General features: G+C 61.0%; 19 protein-coding genes. 10 read left to right on the plus strand and 9 right to left on the minus strand.

The features are described from left to right. Nucleotides 1-106: 106 nt before the first annotated feature. Nucleotides 107-1,048 carry an AEC family transporter gene (locus PSH64_RS04345; protein WP_105340063.1) on the plus strand — a complete coding sequence of 314 codons (942 nt, stop codon included), beginning with the start codon at nucleotides 107-109 and terminating at the stop codon, nucleotides 1,046-1,048. 129 nt (nucleotides 1,049-1,177) lie between these two features. On the opposite strand, the gene PSH64_RS04350 is transcribed toward PSH64_RS04345, so the two are convergent. The 6 genes from PSH64_RS04350 to gatC form a co-directional block, all read right to left on the minus strand. Further along, nucleotides 1,178-1,558, minus strand: a complete 381-nt coding sequence (locus PSH64_RS04350) for a carboxymuconolactone decarboxylase family protein (protein WP_105340064.1) — start codon at nucleotides 1,556-1,558, stop codon at nucleotides 1,178-1,180. Beyond that, on the minus strand, nucleotides 1,555-2,565 hold the full coding sequence (locus PSH64_RS04355; RefSeq protein WP_305481111.1) for a calcium/sodium antiporter: 1,011 nt from the start codon (nucleotides 2,563-2,565) through the stop codon (nucleotides 1,555-1,557). The genes PSH64_RS04350 and PSH64_RS04355 overlap by 4 nt, the downstream gene beginning before the upstream one ends. A 101-nt stretch (nucleotides 2,566-2,666) precedes the next feature. Next, nucleotides 2,667-3,041, minus strand: coding sequence for a septal ring lytic transglycosylase RlpA family protein (locus PSH64_RS04360; protein WP_305480074.1), 375 nt, complete (start codon nucleotides 3,039-3,041; stop codon nucleotides 2,667-2,669). A 148-nt stretch (nucleotides 3,042-3,189) separates the two neighbouring features. Beyond that, nucleotides 3,190-4,635, minus strand: coding sequence for an Asp-tRNA(Asn)/Glu-tRNA(Gln) amidotransferase subunit GatB (gatB, locus tag PSH64_RS04365; protein WP_019647645.1), 1,446 nt, complete (start codon nucleotides 4,633-4,635; stop codon nucleotides 3,190-3,192). Between the two features lie 10 nt (nucleotides 4,636-4,645). Further along, entirely contained in the window at nucleotides 4,646-6,097 is a 1,452-nt protein-coding gene (gatA, locus tag PSH64_RS04370) for an Asp-tRNA(Asn)/Glu-tRNA(Gln) amidotransferase subunit GatA (protein WP_305480075.1), read from the minus strand. 16 nt (nucleotides 6,098-6,113) lie between these two features. Then, the gene (gatC, locus tag PSH64_RS04375) at nucleotides 6,114-6,401 is read right to left on the minus strand and encodes an Asp-tRNA(Asn)/Glu-tRNA(Gln) amidotransferase subunit GatC (protein WP_007901429.1); all 288 of its coding nucleotides are present in this window, start codon (nucleotides 6,399-6,401) and stop codon (nucleotides 6,114-6,116) included. A gap of 210 nt (nucleotides 6,402-6,611) precedes the next feature. Between gatC and mreB the strand changes: the two genes are divergently transcribed. From mreB to tldD, 8 genes are all read left to right on the plus strand, one after another. Then, on the plus strand, nucleotides 6,612-7,649 hold the full coding sequence (gene mreB, locus PSH64_RS04380; protein WP_002555108.1) for a rod shape-determining protein MreB: 1,038 nt from the start codon (nucleotides 6,612-6,614) through the stop codon (nucleotides 7,647-7,649). Nucleotides 7,650-7,828: 179 nt separating this feature from the next. Next, nucleotides 7,829-8,941 (plus strand): rod shape-determining protein MreC, encoded by a 1,113-nt coding sequence (gene mreC / locus PSH64_RS04385; protein ID WP_305480076.1) that lies wholly within the window; start codon nucleotides 7,829-7,831, stop codon nucleotides 8,939-8,941. Further along, nucleotides 8,941-9,432 (plus strand): rod shape-determining protein MreD, encoded by a 492-nt coding sequence (gene mreD / locus PSH64_RS04390; protein WP_105340069.1) that lies wholly within the window; start codon nucleotides 8,941-8,943, stop codon nucleotides 9,430-9,432. The genes mreC and mreD overlap by 1 nt, the downstream gene beginning before the upstream one ends. A gap of 90 nt (nucleotides 9,433-9,522) precedes the next feature. After that, a complete protein-coding gene (locus tag PSH64_RS04395; protein ID WP_305480077.1) occupies nucleotides 9,523-10,119 on the plus strand; it encodes a nucleoside triphosphate pyrophosphatase in 597 nt (198 codons plus the stop codon). 57 nt (nucleotides 10,120-10,176) lie between these two features. Continuing rightward, nucleotides 10,177-11,634 (plus strand): ribonuclease G, encoded by a 1,458-nt coding sequence (gene rng / locus PSH64_RS04400; RefSeq protein ID WP_105340071.1) that lies wholly within the window; start codon nucleotides 10,177-10,179, stop codon nucleotides 11,632-11,634. A 72-nt stretch (nucleotides 11,635-11,706) separates the two neighbouring features. Next, nucleotides 11,707-15,510: a YhdP family protein gene (locus PSH64_RS04405; RefSeq protein ID WP_305480078.1), complete on the plus strand. Its 3,804-nt coding sequence runs from the start codon at nucleotides 11,707-11,709 to the stop codon at nucleotides 15,508-15,510. A gap of 67 nt (nucleotides 15,511-15,577) precedes the next feature. Further along, nucleotides 15,578-16,432, plus strand: a complete 855-nt coding sequence (locus PSH64_RS04410) for a carbon-nitrogen hydrolase family protein (RefSeq protein ID WP_105340073.1) — start codon at nucleotides 15,578-15,580, stop codon at nucleotides 16,430-16,432. A gap of 12 nt (nucleotides 16,433-16,444) precedes the next feature. Beyond that, entirely contained in the window at nucleotides 16,445-17,887 is a 1,443-nt protein-coding gene (gene tldD, locus PSH64_RS04415) for a metalloprotease TldD (RefSeq protein ID WP_105340074.1), read from the plus strand. 59 nt (nucleotides 17,888-17,946) lie between these two features. Here the strand turns inward: tldD and yjgA are convergent, their stop codons facing one another. After that, nucleotides 17,947-18,471, minus strand: a complete 525-nt coding sequence (gene yjgA / locus PSH64_RS04420) for a ribosome biogenesis factor YjgA (protein WP_105340075.1) — start codon at nucleotides 18,469-18,471, stop codon at nucleotides 17,947-17,949. A gap of 108 nt (nucleotides 18,472-18,579) precedes the next feature. Here yjgA and pmbA point away from each other — a divergent pair, with 108 nt between their 5' ends. After that, on the plus strand, nucleotides 18,580-19,926 hold the full coding sequence (gene pmbA, locus PSH64_RS04425; protein WP_105340076.1) for a metalloprotease PmbA: 1,347 nt from the start codon (nucleotides 18,580-18,582) through the stop codon (nucleotides 19,924-19,926). Nucleotides 19,927-20,055: 129 nt separating this feature from the next. Here the strand turns inward: pmbA and PSH64_RS04430 are convergent, their stop codons facing one another. Both PSH64_RS04430 and rapZ read right to left on the minus strand, forming a co-directional pair. Next, nucleotides 20,056-20,331, minus strand: coding sequence for an HPr family phosphocarrier protein (locus tag PSH64_RS04430; protein WP_105340077.1), 276 nt, complete (start codon nucleotides 20,329-20,331; stop codon nucleotides 20,056-20,058). Between the two features lie 15 nt (nucleotides 20,332-20,346). Next, nucleotides 20,347-21,204, minus strand: a complete 858-nt coding sequence (gene rapZ / locus PSH64_RS04435; protein WP_018927209.1) for an RNase adapter RapZ — start codon at nucleotides 21,202-21,204, stop codon at nucleotides 20,347-20,349. Nucleotide 21,205 lies beyond the last annotated feature (1 nt).

Genomic DNA, 21,205 nt, shown 5'->3' on the forward strand with positions numbered 1-21,205 from the left:
TCGAATGTGGGAGCGGGCTTGCTCGCGAAGACGGTCTAGCGGACGCCGACGTCTCTGGTGGCTTATCATTAGCCCCCTAACGACGCCCACCCAAGGTTCCCCCGGCATGCTGGCTATCTTCCTCGAAACCCTGAACATCACCGCGCCGGTGTTTGCCATGCTGTTTCTGGGGGTGCTGCTCAAGCGTATCAACTGGATCAACGACAACTTCATCCATACCGCGTCGGCCCTGGTGTTCAACGTCACCATGCCGGCGTTGCTGTTTCTGGGCATCTTGCATGCCGACCTGCACGCCGCGCTGCAACCGGCGTTGCTGATTTACTTCTCGGTCGCGACCCTGATGTGCTTCGCAATTGCCTGGTGTTGGGCGATCTGGAAATGCCCGCGGGAAGACCGGGGCATTTACACCCAAGGCGCGTTTCGCGGCAATAACGGAGTGATCGGCCTGGCCCTGGCCGCCAGCATGTACGGCGATTACGGCATTTCCCTCGGGGCGATTCTCGCGGCGCTGGTGATCCTGTTTTACAACACGCTCTCGACCATTGTGCTGGCGGTCTACAGCCCGGTGATCAAGTCCGATCCGTGGAGCATCTGCAAAAGTGTGATGGTCAATCCGCTGGTCATCAGCGTAATCGCCGCGGCGCCATTTGCCTGGTTCCAGATCGGCTTGCCGGGGTGGCTGGAGAGGTCCGGACAATACCTGGCGCAAACCACCTTGCCATTGGCATTGATCTGCATCGGTGGCACGTTGTCGCTGGCGGCGATGCGTAAAAGCGGCACGATGGCGCTGAGTTCAAGCCTGGTGAAGATGATCGGCCTGCCGGTGTTGGCGACGCTGGGTGCCTGGCTCTGGGGCTTTCGCGGGGCGGAGTTGGGGATTCTGTTTCTGTACTTCGGCAGCCCGACCGCCGCGGCCAGTTTCGTCATGGCCCGGCAGGCCAATGGCAACCATGAACTGGCGGCCGCGATCATCGTGCTGACCACGCTGATGGCGGCGGTGACCACCAACATCGGGATCTTTTTGTTGCAGTGGGGTGGGTGGATTTAACTTCAGGATTTGTGATGTTTTTTAGATCCATTTCGCGAGCAAGCCCGCTCCCACAGGGGAATGCATTCCAAATGTGGGAGCGGGCTTGCTCGCGAAGACGGCTGAACAGCCACCAGAAATGTCAGCGGCTTACTCCGGTTTTTGGTAGGTATCGATCACTTCCTGCGCAGCCCGAAACGCATCGATCGCTGCTGGCACACCGGCGTACACCGCGCAATGCAGCAGCGCTTCGCGAATCTCTTCCACGGTGCAGCCATTATTCAGCGCACCGCGCACGTGGCCTTTCAATTCTTGCGGGCACTTCAGCGCGGTCAGCGCGGCGAGGGTGATCAGGCTGCGGGTTTTCAGCGGCAAACCTTCGCGGTTCCACACGCCGCCCCAAGCGTGTTCATTGACGAAGTCCTGCAACGGCTGGGTGAACTCGGTGGCGTTGCCCAGGGCGCGGTCGACGAATGTATCGCCCATCACTTGGCGGCGGATTTCAACCCCAGGCTTTCTATCAGTGCTCATGGCAATTCCCTCTTGTGGTGTTGGCGACGCCAGGCCCGTAGCGAAGTGAACAGCAAAAACGCTACCAGCGCCGGCAGGACGAAAAGCAGCATCAGGTGTTCAAGCTTGCCGGCCAGCGGCATGCCCGTGGTGAACGACACCACGTGCAGCCCATAGGCCAGGTACAAACCCAAAAACAGCAGACCTTCGGCGCGGGTTACCCGGTAGCCGGAATAGAACACCGGCAGGCATAGCACCGCGACACCGAGCATCACCGGCAAATCGAAATCCAGTGCATTGGGCGAGACCGACAGCGGTGACGGCGTGATCAACGCGGTCAGCCCGAGCACACCCAGGAGGTTGAACAGGTTGCTGCCGATCACGTTGCCCACCGCGATGTCCCGTTGGCCGCGCAACGCGGCGATCAACGAAGTGGCCAGTTCCGGCAGGGAAGTGCTGACGGCGACGATGGTCAGGCCGATGATCCGCTCCGACAAACCCAGGTCGGTCGCGACCGCCACTGCGGCGCCGAGCAACAAGTGCCCGGCGAACACCAGCATCGCCAGCCCGGCGACAATCATCAGCAGGCTGCTGAACCACGGTGCCTGCGGCGCTTCATGAGCCCCTGATGGCGGACGGGCCGAGTGCCGCGACTGGCGCAGCAGCAAGCCCAGGTACAGCACCAGCGCGGCCAGCAGAATCATGCCGTCGAGCCGATTCAGTTCTTTGTTCCACGCCAGTACGAACACCAGCAGGCTGGCGCCGATCATCAGTGGAATATCCAGGCGCACCAATTGCCGCGACACCCGCAGTGGAGTAATCAGCGCCGAGAGCCCGAGGGTGACGAGGATGTTGAAGATACTGCTGCCGATCACGCTACCGACGGCGATGTCGGCGTTTTGCGCCAGGGTGGCTTGCAAGCTGACCGCCATCTGCGGCGCGCTGCTGCCGAGGGCCACGATGGTCAGGCCGATGATCAGCGGCCGCACATGCAGTCGCGCGGCCAGGCGCACGGCGGCGCGCACCATCAGTTCGGCACCGGCGATCAGTAAAAACAGACCGCCGAACAATTCAATGACGTTGATCAGGGGTAAATCGGCCAGTCCGAAAATAGTCAGCGCTCCGTTTATCAGTCGTCGAGGGCTTGCACGCGAACCTGCGCGGTACCACTGCGCAGCATACCCAACTGTTCGGCCGCTTCACGGGATACGTCGATCAGGCGCCCGCGAGAATACGGTCCACGGTCGTTGATACGCACCACGCAGGATCTGTCGTTATTCAGGTTGGTCACCTTCACCCGGGTGCCGAACGGTAACTGGCGATGGGCGGCGGTCAGGCCGTGCTGGTTGAAACGCTCGCCGCTGGCGGTGCGTTTGCCATGGTGTTTGGCGCCGTAATACGAGGCCAGGCCGGTCTTGTCGTAGCCGTGTGGGTCGACGATATCCGTGCTGGCACAACCGGCCAGGAGGGAGAGCAGGGCGCAGGCGCTGAGCAGGCGTTTCATAAAGGGTATCCCTGAAACAAATGTGGGAGCGGGCTTGCTCGCGAATGCATTCTGACAGTCAACCTTATGTTGAGTGCCGAACCGCTTTCGCGAGCAAGCCCGCTCCCACAGGGAATGGAGCCAGGCTTGAGATCTGGCTCCATTCCGGTCAGCCTTCGAGCTTGCTTTTGAGCAGTTCGTTGACCTGTTGCGGGTTGGCCTTGCCTTTGGAGGCTTTCATGGCCTGGCCGACGAAGAAGCCGAACATCTTGCCGCGTTTGGCTTCGTCTGCCGCGCGGTATTGTTCGACCTGTTCGGCGTTGGCCGCGAGCATCTCGTCCAGCACCGCCGAGATCGCGCCGGTGTCGGTCACTTGCTTCAAGCCGCGCTTGTCGATGATCTCGTCCGCGCTGCCTTCGCCGTTGGCCATGGCTTCAAACACCACCTTGGCGATCTTGCCGGAGATGGTGTTGTCCTTGATGCGCAACAGCATGCCGCCCAGTTGCTCGGCGGAAACCGGCGACTGGTCGATGTCCAGGCCTTGCTTGTTCAACAGGCTGCCCAGTTCAACCATCACCCAGTTGGCCGCCAGTTTGGCGTCGCCACTGATGCTCACGACTTTCTCGAAGTAATCGGCTTGCTCGCGGCTGGTGGCCAGGACGCTGGCGTCATACACCGACAAACCGAACTGCGCCTGGAAGCGCTCGCGTTTCTGCGGTGGCAGTTCCGGCAGGGTGGCGCGCACGTCGTTGAGGAACGAGTCCTCGATGACCACCGGCAATAGGTCCGGATCGGGGAAGTAACGGTAGTCGTTGGCTTCCTCTTTGCTGCGCATCGGACGGGTTTCGTCCTTGTTCGGATCGTACAGGCGAGTCTGCTGGATCACCTTGCCGCCGTCTTCGATCAACTCGATCTGGCGCTGCACTTCGCTGTTGATCGCCTTCTCGATGAAGCGGAACGAGTTGACGTTCTTGATCTCGCAGCGCGTGCCGAACTCGGCCTGGCCTTTCGGACGGATCGATACGTTGCAGTCGCAACGCAGCGAGCCTTCGGCCATGTTGCCGTCGCAGATGCCTAGGTAGCGTACCAGCGCGTGGATTGCCTTGACGTAAGCCACGGCTTCCTTGGCGCTGCGCATGTCCGGTTCGGAAACGATTTCCAGCAGCGGTGTGCCGGCACGGTTCAGGTCGATGCCGGTGGCGCCGCTGAATTCTTCGTGCAGGCTTTTACCGGCGTCTTCTTCCAGGTGCGCGCGGGTGATGCCGACGCGTTTGACCGTGCCGTCTTCCAGGGCGATGTCCAGGTGGCCCTTGCCGACGATCGGCAATTCCATCTGGCTGATCTGGTAACCCTTGGGCAGGTCCGGGTAGAAGTAGTTTTTGCGGGCGAACACGTTGTGCTGACCGATCTCGGCATCGATGGCCAGGCCGAACATCACCGCCATGCGCACCGCTTCCTGGTTCAGCACCGGCAATACGCCGGGCATGCCGAGGTCAACCAGGCTGGCCTGGGTGTTCGGCTCGGAACCGAACGTGGTGGAACTACCGGAAAAGATTTTCGACCGGGTGGTGAGCTGGGTATGAATCTCCAGCCCGATCACGACTTCCCATTGCATGTGTTTCTCCTCAGAAGCCGGTTGGGGTGCGGGTGTGCCAGTCAGTGTTCAACTGATACTGGTGCGCAACGTTGAGCAAACGGCCTTCCTGGAAATACGGGGCGAGCAACTGCACGCCGACCGGCAGGCCATCGACAAAACCTGCTGGCATGGACAAGCCCGGCAGACCGGCGAGGTTGGCGGTGATGGTGTAGACATCTTCCAGGTACTCAGAGACCGGGTCGTTGTTCTTGGCGCCGAGCTTCCAGGCCGGGTTCGGCGTGGTTGGGCCGAGGATGATATCGACCTCATTGAAGGCAGCCATGAAGTCGTTCTTGATCAGACGACGGATCTTCTGCGCCTTCAGGTAGTAGGCGTCGTAGTAACCGGCCGACAGCGCATAGGCGCCGACCATGATCCGGCGCTGCACTTCCGGGCCGAAACCTTCGCCACGGGAACGCTTGTACAGGTCTTCCAGATTTTTCGGGTCTTCGCAGCGATAGCCGAAACGCACACCGTCGAAACGCGACAGGTTGGAGGATGCTTCTGCCGGAGCGATCACGTAGTACGCAGGAATCGCGTGCTGCATGTTCGGCAGGCTGATTTCCTTGACCACGGCGCCGAGCTTTTTCAGCTCTTCAACGCTGGCCATGACCAGGTCGGCGATGCGTGGGTCGAGACCGGCGCTGAAGTATTCCTTCGGCACGCCGATGCGCAGGCCTTGCAGCGAACCGTTGAGGCCGGCGCTGTAATCAGGCACGGGCTCGTCGATGCTGGTGGAGTCCTGCGGGTCGAAACCGGCCATGCCTTGCAGCAGGATCGCGCAGTCTTCGGCGGTGCGAGCGAGCGGGCCTCCCTGATCGAGGCTGGACGCGTAAGCGATCATGCCCCAGCGCGAAACACGACCGTACGTCGGTTTCAGGCCGGTGAGGTTGGTAAAGGCTGCCGGTTGTCGGATCGAACCGCCAGTGTCGGTGGCTGTCGCTGCTGGCAACAGACGAGCGGCCACCGCCGCCGCGGAACCACCGGACGAACCACCTGGAACACATTCCAGGTTCCACGGGTTTTTCACCGCGCCGTAGTAGCTCGACTCGTTGGCCGACCCCATGGCGAATTCGTCCATGTTGGTCTTGCCCAGGGTCACGGCCCCGGCAGCCGCCAGTTTGGCGACCACGGTGGCGTCGTACGGCGCCTTGAAGTTGTCGAGCATCTTCGAGCCGCAGCTGGTGCGGATGCCCTGGGTGCAGAACAGGTCTTTGTGGGCGATCGGCGCGCCGAGCAGGGCGCCGCTCTCACCGTTGGCCCGACGAGCATCAGCGGCTTTCGCCTGCTGCAGCGCCAGGTCTTCGGTGAGGCTGATGAAACTGTTGAGCTGCGGGTCGAGCTGGGCGATGCGCGCCAGCAGGACTTTGGTCAGCTCTTCGGAAGAAAACTTTTTATCGGCGAGTCCGCGGGCGATCTCGGCCAGAGTCAATTGATGCATTGCAGGCTCTTTCCCTTTAGTCGATGACTTTCGGAACCAGATACAGGCCGTTTTCGACCGCTGGTGCGATGGACTGATAGGCCTCGCGATGATTGGTTTCGGTCACAACGTCCGCGCGCAGGCGCTGGCTGGCTTCCAGTGGGTGGGCCAGCGGCTCGATACCGTCGGTATTGACCGCTTGCATTTCGTCGACCAGCCCGAGAATGCTGTTCAGGGCCGAAGTGATGTGTGGAAGATCGGCATCATTGAGGCCAAGGCAGGCCAGATGAGCGATTTTTTCCACGTCGGAGCGTTCAAGCGCCATGGGATTCTCCAGTGGAAAACAAAACGGACGGCGTCCGTGTGTTAGATTGTCGGAACACTACCGCATATCTACGGTCTCAAGGCCGCGATTGTGGTGCTTGGTGCACAGAAAAGCGGCCAATTTAACATATTGGCGCCTTGCCCAAAATCCCTGTCGTTGTTAGAGTTTGCCGCACTTTTTTACCCACGCGTTGCCTAGGGTCCCTTTCCCATGTTCAAGAAACTGCGTGGCATGTTTTCCAGCGATCTTTCCATTGACCTGGGCACTGCCAACACCCTTATTTACGTGCGCGAGCGCGGTATCGTCCTGAATGAGCCATCGGTTGTGGCTATTCGGACACACGGTAACCAGAAAAGTGTCGTTGCTGTCGGCACCGAGGCCAAGCGCATGCTCGGCCGTACGCCGGGCAACATTGCTGCCATTCGTCCGATGAAGGACGGCGTGATCGCCGACTTCAGCGTTTGCGAAAAGATGCTGCAGTACTTTATCAACAAGGTTCACGAAAACAGCTTTTTGCAGCCTAGCCCTCGTGTGTTGATCTGCGTTCCATGCAAATCCACTCAGGTTGAGCGTCGTGCCATCCGTGAGTCGGCCCTCGGTGCCGGCGCCCGTGAAGTATTCCTGATCGAAGAGCCAATGGCTGCTGCGATCGGTGCCGGCCTGCCGGTTGAAGAAGCTCGCGGTTCGATGGTGGTCGATATCGGTGGCGGTACCACTGAAATCGCGCTGATCTCCCTCAACGGTGTGGTCTATGCCGAATCCGTACGGGTTGGCGGCGACCGCTTCGACGAAGCGATCATCACCTACGTGCGTCGCAACTACGGCAGCCTGATCGGCGAATCCACCGCCGAGCGCATCAAACAGGAAATCGGTACGGCCTACCCGGGCGGCGAAGTTCGTGAAGTCGACGTTCGTGGCCGTAACCTGGCCGAAGGCGTTCCACGCGCATTCACCCTGAACTCCAACGAAGTGCTGGAAGCTCTGCAAGAGTCGCTGGCCACCATCGTTCAGGCCGTGAAAAGTGCGCTGGAGCAATCGCCTCCGGAGCTGGCTTCGGATATCGCCGAGCGTGGTCTGGTACTGACCGGCGGTGGCGCCTTGCTGCGCGACCTCGACAAGTTGCTGGCCCAGGAAACCGGTCTGCCGGTGATCGTTGCCGAAGACCCGCTGACCTGCGTTGCTCGCGGCGGTGGCCGTGCATTGGAAATGATGGATAAACACACCATGGACCTGCTGTCGAGCGAGTGATCTCGCCCGATGCATCTATGCTGGTGAGCCCGCAGGCAGCACTTTGCAGTGCTGCCTGTTGGCGTTTATCTTCTGTCAGTCTGCATCCAGGCCGGTTTGATGCCGTATGAATAAAGAGAACATTTGCCTGGGAGGAGCGGCTTATTAAACCGCTTTTCACCAAAGGCCCCTCACTGGGCGTGCGCTTGTTGGTGCTGGTCGTGCTATCGGTCGCGCTGATGGTGGTCGATGCCCGCTTCACACTGCTCAAGCCAGTGCGTAGCCAAATGTCGCTGGTGCTGATGCAGTCTTACTGGATCACCGACCTGCCGCAGCGGCTATGGCAAGGTGTGGCCAGCCAATTCGGCAGCCGGACCGAACTGGTCGCCGAAAACGAAAAACTCAAAACCGAAAACCTGCTGTTGCAGGGGCGCATGCAAAAGCTTGCCGCCCTGACCGAACAGAACGTTCGGCTGCGCGAGTTGCTCAACTCTTCCGCGCTGGTCAACGAGAAGGTCGAAGTGGCCGAATTGATCGGCATGGACCCCAACCCCTTCACCCATCGCATCATCATCAATAAAGGTGAGCGCGACGGTGTGATCCTCGGTCAACCGGTGCTCGATGCGCGCGGCCTGATGGGGCAGGTGGTCGAGTTGATGCCATACACCTCCCGCGTACTGTTGTTGACCGACACCACCCACAGCATTCCGGTGCAGGTGAACCGTAACGGTCTGCGGGCGATTGCCAGCGGCACCGGCAACCCGGAACGCCTCGAACTGCGCCATGTGGCCGATACCGCCGACATCAAGGAAGGCGATCTGCTGGTTAGCTCTGGTCTTGGCCAGCGTTTCCCGGCGGGTTACCCGGTGGCGACGGTCAAGGAAGTGATCCACGATTCCGGTCAGCCATTTGCCATCGTCCGTGCGGTGCCGACCGCCGCGTTGAACCGCAGTCGTTATCTGCTGCTGGTGTTCAGTGACGGCCGTACAGCCGAGGAGCGCGCCAACGAAGCCGCCCAGGCTCAGGAGGCTCTGGACCGGCAGGGTGGCGGGCCGACCATTCCTGCGACTGTGCCGAAACCTGTCGGGCCGATGATACCGGCAGCCGTCGCGGCTCCGGCGGCTGCACCTGCCGCACCAACTGCGCCTGCCGCCGCGACCCCGGTCAAACCTGCCGCGACCCATCCTGCTACAGCCAAGCCGCCCGCGACGACACCGACGGCAGCCAAGCCACCGGCAGCCAAACCCGCAGCCGTGAAGCCTGCTGCCAAACCGCCTGTCGCTGCGCCGGCCACCACTGGGGGAAGAGAATAATGGGCGGTGCAACTTCCTCCCGAAACGGCTGGATGGTCTGGCTGACTTTCGCTATCGGCATGTTGCTCAGCGTTTCGCCGCTGCCGCAATTCATGGAAATCCTGCGTCCTTTGTGGCTGGCCTTGTTGTTGGCGTTCTGGGCGTTGGCCCTGCCGCAGAAGGTCGGCATGGTGACCGCCTGGTGCCTGGGGCTGGCCGAGGATGTGCTGTATGGCACGTTGCTGGGCCAGAATGCGTTGATCCTCACGCTCATTACGTTCCTGGTGCTGTCGCTGCAACAGCGCCTGCGCATGTTCCCGATGTGGCAACAGAGCCTGGTGATCCTGGTGATCTTCGGCCTCGCCCAACTGGTTCAGTTGTGGCTGAGCGCCCTGACCGGCAATCGTCAGCCGACCCTGGCGCTGGTGTTGCCGGCACTGGTCAGTGCGTTGCTCTGGCCTTGGATCAGCTTCGGTTTGCGCGGTTTGCGTCGACGCTACAAAATTAATTAATTCGGTCAGGCATGTGCCCGCACTGGTGCCCTGTCTCGCCAAAAAGGAACAGTATCTGTGAGACAGGGCGCCAGACAGGGAGATGTCTTGATGAAACAGCTGTACCTCGCCTCAGGCTCGCCGCGTCGGCGTGAACTGCTCACGCAGATCGGCGTGCCGTTCTCCGTCATCAGCGCGGACATCGATGAAACCCCTTTGCCTGAAGAATCCCCATTGGCTTATGTCGAGCGCCTGGCGCGCGGCAAGGCCGAGGCCGGGCGCAGGACAGTCGTGTCCGATGCGGATTTCTGCGTGCTGGGCGCCGACACCGCCGTGGTGCTGGACGGGAAAATTCTCGGTAAGCCGGTGGACGAAGCCGACGCATGCGCCATGCTTATGCTGTTGTCCGGTTGCGAGCATGAAGTGCTGACGGCGATTGCGGTACAGGACGGCGAGCGTTGTGAGTCTTTGGTGGTGCGCAGCCTGGTGCGTTTTCGCACCATCGGCCGCGACGAAGCGGCGGCCTACTGGGCCAGTGGCGAACCCCGGGACAAGGCGGGCGGCTACGGGATTCAAGGACTGGGCGCGGTGTTCGTCGCCGGGCTCAATGGCAGCTACTCGGCGGTGGTCGGCTTGCCGCTGTGCGAAACCTTCGAGCTGCTCGGCCATTTCGGCATACCCTGTTGGCAAACCCTTAACGCGCGCTGAGCGTCGTACTGACAAGATGCGGCCATTATCGTGAACATGCCTGAACGAGACCCTGCCATGAGTGAAGAGATTCTGATCAACATCACGCCGATGGAATCGCGTGTGGCGGTGGTCGAAAACGGTGTCCTGCAAGAGGTCCATGTCGAGCGCACGCAAAAGCGCGGCATCGTCGGCAACATCTATAAAGGCAAGGTGGTGCGGGTATTACCGGGCATGCAGGCGGCTTTCGTCGATATCGGCCTGGACCGCGCCGCCTTCATTCACGCCTCGGAAATTTCCCTGCGCGAAGGCCCGGCGGTAGAGAGCATCAGCGCCCTGGTTCACGAGGGGCAGAGCCTGGTGGTGCAAGTCACCAAGGACCCGATCGGCTCCAAAGGCGCGCGTCTGACCACGCAACTGTCGATTCCGTCGCGCTATCTGGTGTACATGCCGCGCACCGCCCACGTCGGTATTTCCCTGAAGATCGAAGACGAAGCCGAGCGCGAACGCCTCAAGCAAGTGGTCACCGACTGCGTGGAGAAAGAAGGTATCAAGGAAGCCGGCGGTTTCATTCTGCGTACCGCTGCCGAAGGGGCCGGAGCCGATGAAATCCTCATGGATATCCGCTACCTGCGCAGGCTTTGGGACCAGATCAACGCCCAGATCAAAACCATCAGTGCGCCGAGTGTGATCTACGAAGACCTCGGCCTGGCGTTGCGCACCTTGCGCGACCTGGTGAGCCCGAAGATCGAGAAGATCCGCATCGACTCCCGGGAAACCTTCCAGAAAACCACGCAGTTTGTCGCTGAGCTGATGCCGGAGATTGCCGATCGTCTGGAGCATTACCCTGGCGAACGGCCGATTTTCGACCTGTATGGCGTCGAAGACGAAATCCAGAAAGCCCTGGAGCGCAAGGTGCCGCTCAAGTCCGGCGGCTATCTGGTGGTCGATCCGGCGGAAGCCATGAGCACCATCGACGTCAACACCGGAGCCTTCGTCGGTCATCGCAACCTTGAAGAAACCATCTTCAAGACCAACCTCGAAGCCGCCACCGCCATTGCCCGCCAGCTGCGTCTGCGCAACCTGGGCGGGATCATCATCATCGACTTCATCGACATGGAAGATGAAGAGCATCAGCGTCAGGTGTTGCGCACCCTCGAGAAGCAACTGGAGCGCGATCACGCCAAGACCAACATCATCGGCATCACCGAGTTGGGCCTGGTGCAGATGACCCGCAAGCGAACCCGCGAAAGTCTTGAGCAAGTGCTGTGCGAACCGTGCAGCAGCTGCCAGGGGCGCGGCAAGCTCAAGACCCCGGAAACCGTGTGCTACGAGATCTTCCGCGAAATCCTGCGTGAAGCCCGTGCCTATCAGGCCGAAGGCTATCGCGTGCTGGCGAACCAGAAAGTGGTCGACCGCTTGCTCGATGAAGAGTCGGGCAACGTCGCCGAGCTCGAAGGGTTTATCGGGCGCACCATTCGATTTCAGGTAGAAACCATGTATTCCCAGGAACAATACGACGTGGTGCTGCTCTGAAGCGTTGTATTTCAATTCCATTAGAACGGCTGGCCTCAGCTTTTTGCATTTTTGCCATGGGAGCCAACTGACATGGACCGTCTGACACGCATTTTGGCCGCACTGACCCGCTGGGGCCTGGGCCTGTGTGCGTTGGTTTTGGTGCTGATGGCGCTGTTCGTCAGCCTCGGCCGGGAGCTGACACCGCTGGTGGCCGAATACCGTGCCGACGTCGAAACCAAAGCCAGCGCCGCCTTGGGCATGCCCTTGCACATCGGTGTACTGGAAGGTCGCTGGAGTGGCCTCGCTCCGGTTCTGCTGGCCCATGACGTGATGGTTGGTGAGGGCGCCAATGCCCTGCGCCTGGATCAGGTGCGTGCGGTACCGGATCTGTGGGCCAGCCTCCTGGCACGCGAAATACGCATCGCACATCTGGAACTCAACGGTCTGAAGATCAGCCTCAAGGAAGGCGAGGACGGTCATTGGGCGCTGGAGGGGTTGCCGGTGCAGCAGGATCAGCCGCTGGATCCGGAGCAACTGCTCAATCGCATGCAGATGGTCCAGCAACTGTCGGTGCTCGACAGTCAGGTGACCTTGCAGCCGCTGGATCAGCCGCCGCTGACCCTGACCTATGTTGGCCTTAATTTGAGAACCGGCGTGTCGCGTCAGCGCCTCGATGCTCGCTTGACCCTGCCTGACGGCCAGCCGGTTGCGATGAGCCTGCACACCCGTATCCGCGCCAGTCAGTGGGCGGACGGCGAGGTCGATGCTTATCTGAGTCTGCCGCAAAGCGATTGGTCGAAATGGTTGCCCGAGCGTCTGACTCAGCAATGGAATTTCTCCGAAATCAAGGCCGGTGGCGAGCTCTGGGTGAACTGGAGCGAAGGTGCCCTGCAAAGCGCCGCGATCCGTTTGAACGCGCCGCAACTCAAGGGCGCCTACGCCGAACGCAAGCCGATCGAGATCAACAATCTGGCGCTTAACGGGTATTTCCAGCGCAACTCCACGGGCGTCCTGGTGACCCTGGACTCCCTGGCCATGAGCCTGGGCGACACCCGCTGGGAATCGAAGCTGCAATTTCAACAAACGGTGGCGACCGACAAGGTGCCTGAACTCTTGCATCTGCAAGTCGACCGCATTGATCTCACGCCGCTCACCCCGTTGCTGAACGCCTTGGGTCCGCTTCCGGAAGGTGTCGCCACCGCCGTCGAGCGGCTCAAGGTCACGGGGATGTTACGCAACGTGCTGATCGACCTGCGCCCGGCAGCTACCGATGACAGCAAATTCAGCTTTGCCGCCAATCTGGAAAAGGTCGGCTTCGACGCTTATCACGGTGCACCGGCAGCGCGAAATGTCAGCGGCAGCATCAGCGGCGACCTCGGACAGGGCGAGTTGCGCATGGACAGCAAGGATTTTTCCCTGCACCTGGACCCGATTTTCGCCAAGCCATGGCAATACATTCAGGCCAACGCGCGGTTGACCTGGAAACTCGACAAAGAAGGTTTCACCCTGATTGCGCCGTACCTGAAGGTGCTGGGCGAGGAGGGCAAGATTGCCGGCGACTTCCTGATCCGCCTGCATTTCGATCACACCCAGGAAGACTACATGGACCTGCGGGTCGGCCTGGTCGACGGCGACGGTCGTTACACCGCCAAATACCTGCCGGCCGTGTTGAGCCCGGCGCTGGACGAATGGCTGCGCACGGCGATTCTCAAAGGCGCGGTGGATGAAGGTTTCTTCCAGTACCAGGGGTCGCTGAACCACGGCGCCCCGGAAACGGCTCGCAGTATCAGCCTGTTTTTCAAGGTTCACGATGCCGAACTGGCATTCCAGCCGGGCTGGCCGCATGTCAGCAAGGTCAGCGGCGATGTGTTCATCGAAGACAGCGGTGTGCGGATCCTCGCAAACAAGGGGCAATTGCTCGACACCCAGGTCAACGATGTCTACGTCAATATTCCCCATGTGCCTGCCGGACAGAGCCCCCACCTGTTCCTCGATGGCGCGTTCGCCGGCGGGTTGGGCGATGGCCTGAAGATTCTGCAGGAAGCACCGATCGGCACCGCCGATACCTTCGCCGGCTGGGAGGGCGAGGGCGATCTGCAAGGCAAGCTCAACCTGGATATCCCGCTGGTCAAAGGTGAGCAACCGAAAATCCTCGTCGACTTCAAGACCGACAAGGCCCGCTTGAAACTTCGCGAGCCCATCCTGGAACTGACACAACTCAAGGGCGACTTCCGCTTCGACAATACCAAGGGTTTGAGCGGGCAAAAAATCACGGCGCGAGCATTCGACAAGCCCGTGACCGCGCAGATTTTCGCCGATGGCAGTGCGGGCAAGCTCAACACTCGGGTCACCGCATCGGGTCAGGTCGAGGTCAAGAAGCTCAGTGAATGGCTGAACGTCACTCAGCCGTTGCCGGTGTCCGGTGTGGTCCCTTATCAATTGCAACTGAACCTTGATGGCGCCGACAGCCAATTGATGGTCAGTTCCAGCCTCAAAGGCGTGGCGGTGGATTTGCCGGCACCGTTCGGCATGGCGGCCGATGTCGGACGCGACACCGTGTTCCGCATGACCCTGCAAGGACCGGAGCGGCGTTACTGGGTCAACTATGGGGAGTTGGCAAACTTCACGTTTGCGGCACCGACCGGCAATTTCATCGACGGTCGCGGCGAGTTGTATCTTGGCGGTGGCGATGCTGTGTTGCCTGGCAACAAAGGCCTGCGCGTGCGCGGTGTACTCTCCGAACTCGATGTCGCTCCCTGGCAGGATCTTGTCAGCAAGTATGCTGGCCAGGATCCAGGCGGCAGCGCCAAGCAATTGCTCAGCGGCGCGGATTTCAAGGTTGGCAAGCTCAGCGGTTTCGGCACCACCCTTGATCAGGCGTCGGTGCAGTTGACGCGCAAGCCGGCCGCCTGGGCGCTACAACTCGACAGTCAGCAGGCCAAGGGCACCGTCGGTATTCCCGATGCGAAAGCCGCACCGATTGCGGTCAATCTGCAATACGTACGTTTGCCGGCCCCAGACCCGACGGTGCTGGCCGACGAGAATTCGCCGGATCCGCTGGCCACCGTGGACCCGACGAAAATCCCGGCGCTGGATATCACCATCAATCAGCTGTTCCAGGGCCAGGACCTGGTAGGCGCCTGGCTAATGAAGGTTCGCCCGACCGCCAAGGGCATTGCCCTCAACTCCCTGGACATGGGCCTCAAGGGCATCTTCCTGCAGGGTAGCGGCGGTTGGGAAGGCACGCCGGGTAACACCAGCAGTTGGTACAAGGGCCGGGTCAGTGGCAAGAACCTCGCCGACGTGCTCAAGGGCTGGGGCTTTGCGCCAAGTGTCACCAGCGAAGAATTTCATATGGATGTCGACGGTCGCTGGCCAGGCTCACCGGCGTGGCTGGCCACCAAGCGCTTCTCCGGCACTCTTGATCCATCGCTCAATAAAGGTCAGTTCGTTGAAGTCGAGGGCAGCGCCCAGGCTCTACGGGTATTTGGCCTGCTCAACTTCAACTCCATCGGCCGCCGCTTGCGGCTGGACTTTTCCGACCTGTTCGGCAAAGGCTTGAGCTATGACCGGGTCAAAGGCCTGCTGGTCGCGACCAACGGGGTCTACGTGACCCGTGAGCCGATCCTGCTGACCGGCCCGTCGAGCAACCTGGAACTCAACGGCACCCTGGACCTGGTGGCAGATCAGGTCGATGCCAAGTTGCTGGTGACCTTGCCGGTGACCAACAACCTGCCGATTGCCGCGCTGATCGTCGGTGCGCCGGCGGTCGGCGGGGCGCTGTTCCTGATCGATAAGCTGATCGGTGACCGCGTGGCGCGTTTCGCCAGCGTCAAATACACCGTCAAGGGGCCGTGGAAAGAGCCGAAAATCACCTTCGACAAGCCTTTTTGAATTCTTTTTGAAAAAGCACTCTTTGGGCCTATGGAGTAGCATGGCGGCATATATTGAGGAGCGCGCCATGTCTGTAGCGGTAATTCAAATGGTCAGCCAGAGCGACGTGCTGGCCAATCTGGCCCAGGCCCGTCGTCTGCTTGAGCAGGCGGCGACCGGTGGCGCGCGGCTTGCCGTGCTGCCGGAAAACTTCGCTGCCATGGGCCGTCGCGACATTGCTGACATCGGTCGCGCCGAAGCCCTGGGCGAAGGCCCGATCCTGCCGTGGTTGAAACAGACCGCCCGCGACCTCAAGTTATGGATAGTGGCCGGCACATTGCCGTTGCCGCCGGTGGATCAGCCGACGGCCAAAGCGCATGCGTGCTCGTTGCTGGTGGACGACCAGGGCGAGACCGTGGCGCGGTACGACAAGCTGCACCTGTTCGACGTGGACGTGGCGGACAATCGCGGACGTTATCGCGAATCCGATGACTATGCTTATGGCAGTGGCGTGGTGGTTGCCGATACGCCGGTCGGTCGAGTCGGCCTGACGGTGTGTTACGACTTGCGATTTCCGGAGCTTTACAGCGAATTGCGTGCTGCCGGCGCGGAATTGATTACCGCTCCGTCGGCCTTCACCGCGGTGACCGGCGCGGCCCATTGGGACGTACTGATTCGCGCGCGGGCCATCGAGACTCAGTGTTATGTGCTCGCGGCCGCCCAGGGTGGAACACATCCGGGGCCACGAGAGACCTTTGGTCATGCTGCCATCGTCGATCCATGGGGGCGGGTGCTGGCACAACAGGATCAGGGCGAGGCCGTGCTGCTGGCCGAACGCGACAGCAGCGAACAGGCGTCCATCAGGGCGCGGATGCCGGTGTCCACTCATCGGCGCTTTTTCTCGCAGGGCGCCCAGCGACCTGCATCAGAACGACGAATTTAAGGCGTAAAGCATATGAGCGAGTTGTTGTCCTCCGTCAGTGAACACCTCCTGGCGCCCGGCGGCGTAACGATCGAGAGCCTGCAAGGTGTGCTCGGTGATCTGGCCGGCCCGGGCATCGATGCCGCCGACCTGTATTTTCAGGGGCAGATCTCCGAGTCCTGGGCGCTGGAAGACGGGATCGTCAAAGAAGGCAGCTTCAACCTCGACCAGGGTGTCGGCGTGCGTGCGCAATCGGGTGAAAAAACCGGTTTCGCCTACAGCAATGCAATCACCCTCGAAGCACTGGGCGCGGCGGCCCGCGCAGCCCGTTCGATCTCACGAGCCGGGCAGAATGGCACCGTGCAGGCGTTCACCACCCAGGATGTCGCCCAATTGTACGGGCCGGACAACCCGCTGGAGGTGATGAGCCGTGCCGAGAAAGTCGAGCTGCTCAAGCGTATCGACGTGGCGACTCGCGCCCTCGACCCGCGTATCCAGCAAGTCACGGTGAGCATGGCCGGGGTCTGGGAGCGGATTCTGATCGCCTCCACCGATGGCGGCCTGGCAGCGGATGTGCGGCCGCTGGTGCGTTTCAACGTCAGCGTGATCGTCGAGCAGAACGGTCGTCGTGAGCGCGGCGGCCATGGCGGTGGCGGTCGTACCGACTACCGCTATTTCCTCAGCGAAGACCGCGCCATGGGTTATGCCCGTGAAGCGTTGCGTCAGGCACTGGTGAATCTGGAAGCCATCCCGGCGCCGGCCGGTACGCTGCCGGTGGTGTTGGGGTCGGGTTGGTCCGGCGTGTTGCTGCACGAAGCCGTTGGCCATGGCCTGGAAGGCGATTTCAACCGCAAGGGCAGTTCGGCTTACAGCGGGCGCATGGGCGAGATGGTTGCATCGAAGCTCTGCACCATCGTCGATGATGGCACCCTCGTCGGGCGCCGTGGTTCGCTGAGCGTCGATGACGAAGGCACGCCGACCGAGTGCACCACGCTGATCGAGAACGGTGTGCTCAAAGGTTATATGCAGGACAAGCTCAACGCGCGCCTGATGGGCGTGGCCCGCACCGGCAACGGCCGTCGCGAGTCCTATGCGCACCTGCCGATGCCGCGCATGACCAACACTTACATGCTCGGTGGCGAAAGCGACCCGGCGGAAATCATCGCCTCGGTGAAAAAAGGCATCTACTGCGCCAACCTCGGTGGTGGTCAGGTGGACATCACCAGCGGCAAGTTCGTGTTCTCCACCAGCGAGGCGTACCTGATCGAAGACGGCAAGATTACTGCCCCGGTCAAAGGCGCGACGTTGATCGGCAACGGGCCGGAAGCCATGAGCCGGGTGTCGATGGTCGGTAACGATCTGGCGCTGGACAGCGGTGTGGGAACGTGTGGCAAGGATGGGCAGTCGGTGCCGGTGGGTGTCGGCCAGCCAACGCTGAAAATCGATGCGATCACTGTGGGTGGCACAGGATCGTAAGGGGTTCTTGAAAAAGTGAAGCTTCGGGTGAGTTGCGAGACAACTCACCCGATTCGGGACTAACGCAAACCGCGTTGAGTCTCGTCCAGCTCACGGATGTACTTGAAGATTTTACGGCTCGAGGCCGGTGGCTTGTTGGTCGCCAGTTCGTGCTGGGCCTGACGGATCAGGGAGCGCAATTGCTGACGATCGGCCTCCGGGTAATCGACGACGAATTTCTCCAGGACGGCGTCGTCGCCTGCGATCAAGCGATCGCGCCAGCGTTCCAGGCCGTGGAAACGTTCGTTGTACTGCCGGGTGGAGGCATCGAGTTGATCGAGCAGAGTGAGAATGGCGTCAGTGTCCTGATCGCGCATCAGCTTGCCGATGAACTGAAGGTGCCGTTTACGCGCGATATGCGCGGTGTGCTTGGGCGCATCGGCCAGGGCCCGGCGCAGAGCGTCGGTCAACGGCAGTTTGGCCAGCAGATCAGGCTTGAGCGTTGTAAGGCGCTCGCCAAGGTCAACCAGAGCATGCAGCTCGCGTTTGACTTGGGTTTTGCTTTTTTCTCCCCCGTCGAGGGAGTCGTCGTAAGAATCAACCATGGTGGCAGTCCGCAAAGAAACGCCGCCATGATAACCAGTCGGGGGCCGCTTGTCCGGCCCGGTCGCTCGAAGGCCCCAGCCGAAAGCAGAATTTGAGTGGAGAACAGCATGAGTGCAGTTGAAAGCGTCGGCCCACAAGCGTTGCCGGCACTGCAAGAACAAGTCGAGCAGATCATTGCTGAAGCCAAGCGCCAGGGGGCCAGTGCCTGTGAAGTGGCGGTGTCGCTGGAGCAGGGCCTGTCGACCACGGTGCGTCAGCGGGAAGTCGAAACCGTTGAGTTCAACCGCGATCAGGGCTTTGGCATCACCTTGTATGTAGGGCAGCGCAAAGGCTCGGCCAGCACCTCGGCCAGTGGTTCGGAGGCGATTCGCGAAACCGTTGCCGCTGCGCTGGCGATCGCCAAACACACGTCGGAAGACGAAGCCGCGGGCCTGGCGGATGAAGCGCTGATGGCCAAGGACCTGCTGGATTTCGACCTGTTCCACCAATGGAGCATCACCCCGGAGCGAGCGATCGAGCAGGCCCTGGCCTGTGAAGCGGCGGCGTTTGCTGCTGACAGCCGGATCAAGAATGCCGACGGCACTACCCTCAGTACTCACCAGGGCTGCCGGGTTTACGGTAACAGCCACGGTTTTATCGGCGGTTACGCCTCGACCCGTCACAGCCTCAGCTGCGTGATGATCGCTGAAGCCGATGGCCAGATGCAGCGCGATTACTGGTACGACGTGAACCGGCAGGGCAATTTGTTGGCCAGCCCGGAGAGCATCGGCCAGCGTGCCGCGCAACGGGCAGCAAGCCGTCTGGGCGCGCGCCCGGTGCCGACCTGCGAAGTGCCTGTACTGTTTTCCGCGGAGCTGGCCGGTGGCTTGTTCGGCAGTTTCCTCTCGGCAATCTCCGGCGGCAGTCTGTATCGCAAATCGTCGTTCCTCGAAGGCACGCTGGGGCAGAAACTGTTCCCAGAGTGGCTGACCATCGATGAGCGTCCGCACTTGATGCGCGCTTTGGGCAGCTCTGCCTTCGACGGCGATGGCCTGGCGACCTACGCCAAGCCGTTCGTGGAGAACGGTGAGCTGGTGTCCTACATTCTCGGCACTTACTCCGGCCGCAAGCTGGGCATGCCGAGCACCGCCAATGCCGGCGGCGTGCACAACCTGTTCGTCACCCATGGCGACGAAGATCAGGCGGCCTTGCTGCGCCGCATGGGTCGTGGCCTGCTGGTTACCGAACTGATGGGGCAGGGCCTGAACATGGTCACTGGCGATTACTCCCGTGGCGCGGCGGGTTTCTGGGTCGAGAACGGCGAGATCCAGTTCGCGGTGCAGGAAGTGACCATCGCCGGCAACATGCGCGATATGTTCAAGCAGATCATTGCGGTAGGTAATGACCTGGAATTGCGCAGCAACATTCGCACCGGTTCGGTGTTGATCGAGCGGATGACGGTGGCGGGCAGCTAAGCTGCGATTGCTGCACAAAAAAACGCGCCACCCAATTGGGTAGCGCGTTTTTTTTGGATCATTGGATCGCAGCCCTTAGCATCGCCCAAAGACGCGTAGGAGCTGCCGAAGGCTGCAATCTTTTGCTGTTTATTCGCCTTCGTCGAAGTAGTTGTTGATCAGCGCCACCAGTGCATCCAGCGCTTCCTGCTCCTGTTCACCTTCGGTACTCAGGTAGATTTTTGTGCCTTTGCCAGCAGCCAGCATCATCATGGCCATGATGCTTTTGCCGTCGACCACGGTTTCTGGCGTGCGTCCTACCCTGATCGTGCAATCCTTGAACTGACCGGCGACTCCGACAAATTTGGCAGACGCGCGGGCATGCAGGCCCAGCTTGTTAATGATTTCGATTTCCAGAGCAGGCATCGCGATGTGAATCCTTTAGCTGAGGTCGCGGTGGCGAACCTGGACGTTCTTCAGGGATTGTTGCAGGACCTGGCCCAGACGTTCGGTCAGGTAGACAGAGCGGTGATGCCCGCCGGTGCAGCCAATGGCAATAGTGACATAGGCGCGGTTGCTGGCGGCAAAGCGGGGCAGCCACTTGAGCAGGTAGGAGGAAATGTCCTGGAACATCTCTTCGACATCCGGCTGCGCCGCCAGGTAGTCGGCCACCGGTTGATCGAGCCCGGACTGTGCCCGCAGCTCCGGTTTCCAGTAAGGGTTAGGCAGGCAGCGCACGTCGAACACCAGATCGGCGTCCACCGGCATGCCACGCTTGAACCCGAAAGACTCCACCAGGAACGCAGTACCGGGCTCCGGCTGATTCAGCAGGCGCAGCTTGATGGTATCGCGCAGCTGATACAGGTTCAGATTGGTGGTGTTGACCTTGAGGTCGGCCAGGTCGGCGATCGGCCCCAGTAAATTGGTTTCGTCCTCTATCGCCTCCGCCAGCGAGCGATTGGCGCTGCTGAGCGGGTGACGACGGCGTGTTTCCGAAAAGCGTTTGAGCAGGGTTTCTTCGTCGGCGTCCAGGTACAGCACATCGCACTGGATATGCCGGCTGCGGACTTCTTCCAGCAGTTCGGGAAAGCGTGACAGATGGCTCGGCAAGTTGCGCGCATCGATGGACACCGCCACCAGCGGTTGTGCCAGTTCGGTATGAATCAGCGCACGCTCGGCCAGTTCCGGCAGCAGACCGGCCGGCAGGTTGTCGATGCAGTAGTAGCCGTTGTCCTCGAGAACATCGAGGGCAGTACTTTTACCTGAGCCGGAGCGGCCGCTGACGATAATCAGGCGCATG

Origin of the sequence: Pseudomonas sp. FP1742, from assembly GCF_030687145.1 — a bacterium.
Lineage (GTDB): Bacteria > Pseudomonadota > Gammaproteobacteria > Pseudomonadales > Pseudomonadaceae > Aquipseudomonas > Aquipseudomonas frederiksbergensis_D.